The 9,454-nt window shown below is 72.4% G+C and carries 6 protein-coding genes; 4 read left to right on the top strand and 2 right to left on the bottom strand.

Annotation, left to right across the window (positions count from 1 at the left end):
* Together D7V93_RS29350 and D7V93_RS47470 are read right to left on the bottom strand one after the other, a co-directional pair.
* Positions 1 to 719: metallophosphoesterase (locus tag D7V93_RS29350; protein WP_208723186.1), on the bottom strand; the 719-nt coding region annotated here is incomplete at its 3' end.
* A 50-nt stretch (positions 720 to 769) separates the two neighbouring features.
* Positions 770 to 1,897 carry a helix-turn-helix transcriptional regulator gene (locus tag D7V93_RS47470; protein WP_120646532.1) on the bottom strand — a complete coding sequence of 376 codons (1,128 nt, stop codon included), beginning with the start codon at positions 1,895 to 1,897 and terminating at the stop codon, positions 770 to 772.
* A gap of 404 nt (positions 1,898 to 2,301) precedes the next feature.
* On the opposite strand from D7V93_RS47470, the gene D7V93_RS29340 reads away from it, so the two are divergent.
* The 4 genes from D7V93_RS29340 (at position 2,302) to D7V93_RS29320 (ending at position 8,962) form a co-directional block, all read left to right on the top strand.
* Entirely contained in the window at positions 2,302 to 3,474 is a 1,173-nt protein-coding gene (locus D7V93_RS29340; protein ID WP_120646531.1) for an amino acid deaminase/aldolase, read from the top strand.
* Between the two features lie 4 nt (positions 3,475 to 3,478).
* Complete coding sequence (locus tag D7V93_RS29335) at positions 3,479 to 4,843, top strand: D-arabinono-1,4-lactone oxidase (RefSeq protein WP_120646530.1); 1,365 nt, start codon at positions 3,479 to 3,481, stop codon at positions 4,841 to 4,843.
* 184 nt (positions 4,844 to 5,027) lie between these two features.
* On the top strand, positions 5,028 to 6,005 hold the full coding sequence (locus tag D7V93_RS46900) for a hypothetical protein (protein WP_244237581.1): 978 nt from the start codon (positions 5,028 to 5,030) through the stop codon (positions 6,003 to 6,005).
* A gap of 26 nt (positions 6,006 to 6,031) precedes the next feature.
* On the top strand, positions 6,032 to 8,962 hold the full coding sequence (locus D7V93_RS29320; RefSeq protein WP_244237580.1) for an Lnb N-terminal periplasmic domain-containing protein: 2,931 nt from the start codon (positions 6,032 to 6,034) through the stop codon (positions 8,960 to 8,962).
* Positions 8,963 to 9,454 lie beyond the last annotated feature (492 nt).

The following is a 9,454-nucleotide window of genomic DNA, read 5'->3' as shown; positions in this document are numbered from 1 at the left end:
AGAGACAGGTCCATCACGCCGTTGAGCGCCTCCGCCACCGCGCTCGCCTCGGACCACCGTCCGGGCGCGAGCCCCACCACGTCCAGGTCCTCGCGCGTGACTCCCGCGTGCAGCACCAGCAGCGAATCCCCCGCCGCGTGCGCCACGCGGAACCGCCGCGCCCGCAGCAGGTGCTCCACCCACGCGCGCTGCTCCTCGCGCCACGTGCTGAAGTCGCGCGCCGCCAGCTCCACGGTCGGCAGCGCGGGCCAGCGCGCGATGAAGTCCCGTTCGGCCGCCGCGTCCGTGGCGTCCCCCGCGTAGAGCCGGTCCGCCTCCGCCTGCGCGGCGCGGAACGTCGCATCGGTGAAGTCCGCCAGCTCTCCCACGCGCCCCAGGTCGTGGTTGCCCAGCAGCAGCACCGCTTGATCCGCCGGGTGGGACGCGAGCCACGCCACCAACCGCAGGCTGCTCCGGGCCACGCGGTCGCGCTCGGACGCCGGGCCCCAGTCGAAGTGGTCGCCCACGGACACCAGGCACACGTCCGGACGCAGCCCGCCCTCCCCATCCAGCAGCCCGTGCAGCGAGAGGATGGACAGCACGCGCTCGAAGTCCGCCTGGGGGTCCCCCATCGCGACGTGACGGGTGCGGCAGCGGCCGTCCGGGGGCATCGCGTGCGGCCCCCTGGCCAAGGCCGCATCGGCGCGGGCCAGCGCCTTCTCGAGGAGCGCGTCGTTCATCCCTTCATCCTACTCACGCCCCGCGCGGTGCGTGCCCATCGCGCCCAGGGTCAGGACTGGAAGAAGCGCGAGATGAGCGCGGAGCGGCTCTCCACCTGGGCCTTGTTCAAGAGGTGCGTGACGTGCACCTCCACCGTGCGCTCGGCGCAGCCCAGGTGCAGGGCGATGGCCTTGTTCGTCTCCCCCTGCACCACGTGCTCCAGCACCTGCGCCTCGCGCGCGGTGAGCCCCCAGCGCTGGGTCAGCACCGGCAGGCGCGAGCCCGGATCCAGGGGCGGGCCCGGGTCCAACACCAGGTAGTGGTCCGGCAGCCCCGGGGTGCGCAGTGGGCCGGAGGAGAACAGGGGGCCCGTGCCCGGTGGGCTCCGGATGCAATCGCGCACCTGCGTCGTCAGCCCCTGCGCGTCCTGCGCCAGGCGCGCCTGCCCTGCCTTGTTGGTGTGCATCACCCGCCCGCCGAACGTGACGACCCACGCGGGCCGCCCCAGCACCTCCAGCGCCGCTCCCAGCGCCGGGCCCAGCAGGCCCGCTTCCCTCAAGCGCCGGTCCAGGGCCATCCGCCGCTGGATGGCCGGCGTCAGCGCGTGCAGCAGGTGCTGCTCCCGCTCCGTGAAGGGCTCGGGCCGGAACGCGCCCACCCAGCCCAGCATCGTGTCGCCCTCGCACACCAGCACCCGCAGCTGGGCCATGTGCTCCAATCCCAGACGCTGGTACAGGCGCATGGCATGCACGGAGAGCTGGGTCCGCGCCTGCGCCCACTCCTCCTGCGTCAGCCCCAGCCGCTCCCACGGTGCCCCCGCCTCGTCCACGGGGGCGGGCAACGCCTGGAGCCCCTCCGCGAGCCCGATGGCGGTGAAGCGCAGCGGCCGGTTGCGCTGGAGCAGCGGCGGCCGCGCCGGGTCGAAATAGCCGAAGCGGCTGCCCGCCGGAGGCAGGAACGCGTCGAACACCTCCGTCAGCACCGGGGGCGGCTCCGGGAAGCCCACGCCGTGCACGAAGGAGGTGTGGTAGCGCTCGGGACCTACATCCACGCCGTAGGCCGCCGTCCGCTCGGCGCGCAGGGCGTCCCGGAGCGCCGCGAGGACCGTGGGCAGCGTCTCGGAGCCGGGCTCCATCACCGTCAGCAGGCCCTCCAGCTCCCGCAGCAGGCGTTGGTCCTCGGAAATCAAATCACTCACGATTTCCTTAGTATACCCGTTGGGGGCAATTGAAAGACTTGTGAGGTCGGAAGTGGAATCCGTCCTGCGTCCGCCTGTCCAGGTGGGACGTCATTACCCAGAGCCCGAGTCGTTTAGGACTCGCGTGATTTCCTCAATAGAAAAGGATTTCTCACGGGGGCAAAGTGGCGTTCCGTGCCCTTCCGGGGGGGTGGGCCGACCTGGAGTCGAAGAATCCGTGTGTGCGCGCGCCGGGCGTCCCCCCAGGGATGTCCGGCGCGCTGCCCCTTTCTCCGACGCCGCCCTCCAGTACCGGGTCCTGTCCGACATCCCACGGGGCGGTGCCGTCCTCCTTCGCGGGTGACGGAGCGCGGCGATGATGGCCGCTTTCCTCGAGCCCGCGCCCCGGCGCCGGAGGCCCTCACATGACGCGCGACCATGCCTATTACGCCCGGGCCCTGGAGGGACGGCGGCTGCCATTGGCCTTCGCGGACCTGGACCTGCTGGGCGAGAACGCGGAGGCGCTGGTGCGGCGCGCGGGAGGGCGGCCGGTGCGCCTGGCCACGAAGTCGGTGCGGTGCGTGGCGCTGCTGCGGCGGGTGCTCGACGGGCATCCCGGCTTCCAGGGCCTCATGTGCTTCAGCGCCGACGAGGCCGTGCGCCTGCGCGAGCACGGCTTTACGGACCTGCTCATGGGCTACCCCGTCGTGGATCCGGAAGCCCTGGCGGAGCTGTGCCGGCCGCCAGCGCCCGTGACGCTGATGGTGGACTGCGCGGAGCACGTGGCGCTCGCGGCCCGGGCGGCGCGGCGTCAGGGCACGCGGGTGCCGCTGTGCCTGGACGTGGACCTGTCGGTGGACCTGCCGGGGCTGCGCTTCGGGGTGCACCGCTCGCCGGTGCGCACGCCCGGGGACGCGCTGGCGGTGGCCCGGCGCATCGCGGAGGAAGGGGACGTGTTCCTCGACGGGGTCATGGGCTACGAGGCGCAACTCGCGGGCGTGCCGGACGCGGCGCCGCACGCGCGGGCGAAGAACCTGGTCATCCGCGCGCTCAAGCAAGCCTCCGTGGGGCCGGTGCACGCGCGCAGGCAGGCGGTGGTGGCGGCGCTGAAGGACGCGGGCTTCCCGGTGCGCTTCGTCAACGGCGGCGGCACCGGCAGCCTGGAGTCCACGCGAGAGGACGCGAGCGTCACCGAGCTCACCGCCGGCAGCGGCCTGTATTCCCCGGGCCTCTTCGACGGCTATCGCGGCTTCCACCACCAGCCCGCGGTGGCCTTCGCCATCCCCGTCACGCGACGTCCCGGGCCGGGCCTGTTCACGTTGCACGGCGGCGGCTACGTGGCCTCCGGCGCGGCGGGCGCGGACAAGCTGCCCACGCCCTACCTCCCCGAGGGCGCGAAGCTCCTGCCGCTGGAGGGCGCGGGCGAGGTGCAGACGCCCATCGCCTACACGGGCCCGGTGTCGCTGCCCCTGGGCGCGCCGGTCTTCTTCCGCCATGCGAAGGCGGGCGAGGTGTGCGAACACTTCCGCACGCTCCTGCTCATCTCCGAGGGGCGCGTGGTGAAAGAGGTTCCAACCTACCGGGGTGAGTGGGGATGACGGGATGGCGTCCGTGACGGCGAAGACGAAGACGTGGCGCAACTGGTCCGGCGCGGTGGTGGCGCACCCGTCCGAGTTCCTCCAGCCGGAGTCGGAGGACGCGCTGAAGGCCGCGCTCCGCGACGCAGGGGCCCGGGGCCGCACCGTGCGCGTGGTGGGCAGCGGTCACTCGTTCCCGCCGCTGTGCGCGACGGACGAGACGATGGTGTCGCTCGCGTCGCTCACGGGGGTCGAAGCGGTGGACGTCTCGCAGCACACGGCCACGGTCCGCGCGGGCACGAACCTGCGCGAGCTGGGGGCGCTGCTCGCGTCGCACGGCCTGGCGATGGAGAACCTGGGCGACATCAACAAGCAGTCGCTCGGCGGCGCGCTGGGCACGGGCACGCACGGCACGGGCGTGGGGCTGGGCATCCTCTCCACGCAGGCGTCTGCGATGACGCTCGTCACCGCGAGCGGCGAGGAGGTGATGTGCTCGGAGGACGCGGCGCCGGAGTTGCTCCAGGCGGCGCGCGTGTCGCTGGGCGCGCTGGGCGTGGTGACGCGGGTGCGATTGAAGCTGTTGCCCGCGTACCGGCTGCGGCTGACGCGCCGGAACCTGGGCCTGGAGGAGTGCCTCGCGGGGCTGGACGAAGCGCGCTCGCGCCACCGGCACTACGAGTTCTTCTGGTTCCCCCACTCGGACCGCGTGATGACGAAGGCGATGGACCTCACGGACGAGGCCCCGCACGGGGTGGGCGTGGGGCGCTGGCTCAATGAGATGGTGATGGAGAACGCGGTCTTCGGCGCGGTGAGCCGCGCGTGCCGGATGAACCCGTCGTGGTGCGCGCCGGTGAGCCGGCTGTCGGCGAAGCTGGCCTCGGAAGGCGTGCTCGCGGGGCAGAGCCACACGCTGTTCGCCACGCCGCGCCTCGTGCGCTTCCAGGAGATGGAGTACGGCGTGCCGGTGGAGCGGGGCCCGGACTGCCTGCGTGAAATCGCGGAGTACCTCACGCGCGAGAAGCTGCCCGTGCACTTCCCGGTGGAGTACCGCTTCGTGCGCGGGGACGACGTGTTCCTGAGCCCGGCGCACGGCGGAGACCGCGCCTTCATCGCGGTGCACCAGTACCAGGGCATGCCCCTGGAGCCGTACTTCTCCGGCGCGGAGGCCATCTTCCGCAACCACGGCGGCCGTCCCCACTGGGGCAAGCTGCACACGCAGACGGCGGCGACGCTGAGACACCTGTATCCGCGCTGGGATGACTTCCAGCGCGTGCGCGAGCAACTCGACCCGGAGGGACGCTTCCTCAATCCCTATCTGCGACGTCTCTTCCTGGAAGAGCACTCGGCGTCCCGCACCCGGAGCGAATCCGGAAACGCACGGCTTGCGTAGCGTCCCGCCCTGACGCGCGGAGGCGCGAAGGTCACGACGCACCCTGAAGCCTCCACTTCGCGCCCTGACGCGCGGGGTCATCCGCCAAGTTGTCGAAAACGCACCCTCCGCTCCCCGGCACGCGGTTGGCTAGGGGATGCTGCACACAGGACGCGGTGGCGACCTTCGAGGGGGATGGATGCGGATGAAGCGCTCGTGGAAACGCGTGGTGATGGCGTCGATGCTGATGCTCGCGGTGGGCTGTCGCACGCCCGGCGCGGGGCTGCGGGCCGCGGGTGCGTCGGACTCTGGCAACTCCTCGGACTCGGGTGCCTCCAGCGGTGGTGACTCAAGCAAGTCCGACTCCGGCAACTCCAGCGGTGGCGACTCGAGCAAGTCAGGCTCCGGTGACTCCAGTGGTGGCGACTCGAGCAAGTCGGGCTCTGGCGACTCCAGCGGTGGCGACTCGAGCAAGTCCGAATCCAGTGGCACCAGTGAAGAGGGCACGAGCCACTCGGAATCCAGCGACTCCAGCGACTCCACCGGCTCGGACTCGGGCGACTCCAGCGAGTCGGGCACGGGCAGCGAAGAGGGGGACTCCAGCAGGTCGGAGTCCAACAGCTCCGGCTCCAGCGACAACAGCTCGGGTTCGAGCGACAACGGGAGCAGCAAGTCGAGCCAGGTGGATCCGGGCGAGGAGGCGAGCTCGCGGAGCGAGAGCAGCAACGGCAAGGACAACCGGCTCCTGTCGACCGCCGCCGTGGCGTTGACGGTGCTGGGGCTGGGCGTCGTCATCTGGCAGGTGTACGAGCACTCGGAGCGGGGCAAGGAGTTCCAGCCCTCGCCGCAGGAGGTGGGGCACGCGGCCCAGGTGTACCTGCGCGCACGCACGCACCAGCTGCGCGAGGACCTGGCGCTGGGCGCCGGACCGACGGTAGAGGACCTGGCCCAGGCGGCGCGCATCCGTCGCGAGAACCTGGATGTCTTTGGCCGGCTGCTGCGCACGCACCGCAAGGAATTGCTCGCGATGGCGGAGGTGAAGACCCTGACGCCCCAGCGGGCCCGCGCGTGGCTGGAGCGGGTGGGCGAATTGGCGCGCACCGAGCCGCGACTCGAGGAGGACCGTCAGGCCTTCCTCCTGCGACAGGAAGGGGCGGCGACACCGGCCGAGGCCACCCGTTGAGGCCCCACCAGGCGCAGGCGTCGTCCGTGCTCCTGACGCGAAGCACGAAGCTCCGCGTGCGACTGAGCCTGCTCGCGCTCCTGCTGCTCTCCGGCGCAGCCCGGGCGCAGGAGCAGGACGCGGTCCCGGAGGCGCCGTCCGATGCGGCTGCCACACCCGCCCTGCCTGCCCGCGCAGCGGCACTGGATGGCATGGAGACGCCGTCCGACGCGGCAGTTGCATCCGACCTGCCTGCCCGGGTGGCGGCACTGGAGGCCGTGGCGGGCATCGTCCTGCGCAAGCCCGCGGCGCAAGATGCTGGCCTGGTGGCGGACGTGGAGGCGGGGCTCGCCGCGCTGCCTCCCGCGATGCGCCGGCCGCCGGGAGGCAAGCTGGAGTTCGTGCTGCATCCGGAGGCCGCGCCGCTGGGCCTGGGTGACGGCTCGAAGCAGCACCCGGACTGGTCCGAAACGCGCGAGCAGTTCCACCTCTACCGCTACGCCCCCACCGAGGAGCGCCGGGCCGCGCTGCGCCTGTCACGCCTCACGGACGAGGAGACCGAACACCTGTGGCGTCGCCGCGCCGTGGTGCACGCGGTGATGCAGCGCTGGGACGACGCTCAAGGCTGGAGTCGGCGTCCCCAGTGGCGTCGCCTGGACGGGTGGGTGCTCCCCTTCGAGCGGCCCCTGACCTGGAAGGAGTCCGCGAGCATCACCTACGCGGGAGCCTTCAGTCGCGCGCGAGGTCAGGTCAACGCATCGCTGGACCTCGTCACCTTCGCCGAAGAGCTGTTCGTCCCCGCCGAGTCCCTGCGCGCGGACGCGCTGCCCGTGGATGATCAGGTGCGCTGTCAGGAGCTGTCCAAGGCGCGGGCCCTGGCGGAGTTCCTCGCGGAAGCGCGCCTGGGCGTCCTGCCCGCGCGCGGTGACTGCCCCGCCTTCGACACCTGGGCGGACGCGGACGCGCTCTCGCACCTGGAGGTGCTAATGGTCGCGGCCACGGGCCGCCAGCCCCAGTCCCTCTTCGGCCACCTGCTGCTGCGTCCGGTGTGGCGCGAGGGCGCCGTGGTGCAGGGGCCCGGCTTCGAGCGCGTGGTGCAACTGGTGGCCCTCACCGGCCTGGAGTCGAAGGGCCTGGGCTACCTGATGAAGGGCATGACGGGCGGCTACAGCACCGTCTTCCTCACCGGCACGCTGGGCGACGTGTCCCACGAGTCGCTGGAGCTGGAGCAGCGCACCATCCGCCGCTTCCGGCTGAGCCTCACGCCCGGCGAATCCCGGCGCATGCTGGAGCGCATCTGGGAGCTCGAGCGGCGCGGCTACCTGGGCTACTACTTCTTCACCGACAACTGCGCCGCCGCGCTCCTCTTCGTCCTCAACGGGGCCCTGGAAGACGGGCGCCGCGTGAAGGCTCCCGGCACGTTGTGGGTGCTGCCCACCGCCACGCTGGACACGTTGGCGAAGACCCAGGTGGTGGACGCGAACGGCCACGCGGCGTCGCTCCTGGAGCACATCCCGGACGCCTTCGAGTCCACGGGGGAGCGGGCCCGGCGCGCGCTCGCGGAGCAGGAGCGGCTCCTGGCGAGGCTCGCGGCGCTGCTGCCCTCCAGCGCCCTCGCACCCCTGCGCGACGTGCACCGCCAACTCCAATCCCCCGAACCTGGCATGCGCCGCCAGGGGCATGAACGCCTGACGCACGCCGTGACGACGGCGCTGGACGCCGCCCGGCCCAGGTCGCGCGGGGAGACGCGGGACGCGCTGCACGCCTACGTGGCGCACGCGGTGCGGGTGGAGCGCGCGGCGGTGGATCAAGCCGAAGGGGAGACGCTGGCCATCGAGCGCGAGCGCCTGGTCTCGCTCGACCTCCGGGGCGAAAGCGCGGCCAAGGACGGCGCGGCCGACCGGCAGCGCCTCTTCGAGCGCGAGGACGTGTTGCAGCGGAAGCTCGCGGTGCTGGACCGCACGGCGCTGCTCCAGCAGGCGCTGGAGTCGGCCGTCAAGCGCCCGCCCACGCCCGACGAGCTCAAGGCCCTGGTGCGCGCCGAGCAGACCGAGGCCGCCTTCGCCGCCGCCACCGACGCGCAGGGCACGCTCAACGACGGACCCCTGGCGGAGGTGGATCCGCGGGCCTTCCTCGCCAGCGACCACCAGCGGAAGACGGAAGCAGAGGCCGCCTGGGCCCGGGGCGCCCAGCGCGACTCGGGCGCGGCCCGCACGGTGGTGAGCGGCGGCGTGGACTTCCCGGACGTGGGCTCCGCGAGGCCGGTGGTGAGCCTGCGCACCGCCGCGATGGGGGAGGCGCTGGGCGACGAGCGACTGCACGGCTTCCAGTCCAGCAGCGAGCTGCGGGTGCTGGATGGGGAGCTGTCGGTGGAGCCGCGCTGGGGCGTGCCGCGCATCCTCGGCTCGAGCCTGACGCTGGTGGGCTACCGCACGCTGCTGCCGGAGTTGCCCCAGCAGCGGCGCTCCCTCTCGGACGCGTTGGGCTGGGGCGCGGAGGCGAGGATGTCCACGGACTCCGACCGCGCGCTGCCCTACCAGGCCCTGGTGCGGGCGGAGGCGCTGGGCGTGGTGGCGGCGTCGGAACACTTCGACACCTTCCTCGCGGTGGGGCTCGGCGCGCAGGCCACGATGACCTGGAGCCAATGGCGGACCGCGCCCGCCGTGGGCCCCCGTCTGTCATTGGCCCACCGCACGGGCCTGCCCGGGCCGGGCGGCAGCGCGCTGCGGTTGGAGGCCGCGTACGCGCCCGCGTGGCGCGCGGGCACGGTGTCAGGCTTCACGGACGAGGCGGACGCGACGCTCCAGGTGGAGTGGTTCCTGGGGCGCGTCGCTCAGTGGAGCGTGCTGCTCACTCCCCGCGCCCAGGTCCATTGGGAAGGTCCCCTCGCGTCGTGGGCAGGTCTGCGGAGGAGCTCCGCGAGTCTTCCGGAGGGACTGGCCCGCCGCCGCCTGGCGCTGGGAGTGGAGATCCGGTGAAGCGCGAGGCGAGGACGGTACCCCCATCATCGATGAAGAGGGGCCGGCTGGCGGCGCCGGAGATCGCGCCCAGGAACATGCCGATGGCGTGCAGCGCGGCCCAGCCCGTGAAGCCCAGGCCGTAGAACATGCGGATGCTGCCCACGCTGAAGACGTTGAAGAGCACGTAGAGCGCGGGGGGCACCACCGCGGAGGCGACGAACGCGGCGGCCAGCGCGCGGCGCATCCGGCCCGCGTGGAAGCCTCCGAACGCGCCGGCCAGCAGCCCGTTGAACAGCGGGATGAAGAAGGTGACGGAGCTGATGAGCACCATCGTCACCACGCTCACGTCGAACCGGTTGTGCTTCCAGGTGATGTGGCTCTCCGCCACCCGGGTGTTCAGCGGATCCGACTCGTACTCGAGCACTTCGGTCGGGCGGGGTGGCAGGCGGTGCGAGGGGGTTCGAGGCTCGGAGACGTCCGTATCGGTCTCATCCATGGGGGCTGTCTCTT

The sequence above is a fragment of the Corallococcus llansteffanensis genome (assembly GCF_003612055.1).
GTDB classification, from domain to species: domain Bacteria; phylum Myxococcota; class Myxococcia; order Myxococcales; family Myxococcaceae; genus Corallococcus; species Corallococcus llansteffanensis.
Note: the sequence above shows the minus strand (reverse complement) of the source record. Positions and strands in the feature narration are given on the sequence as shown.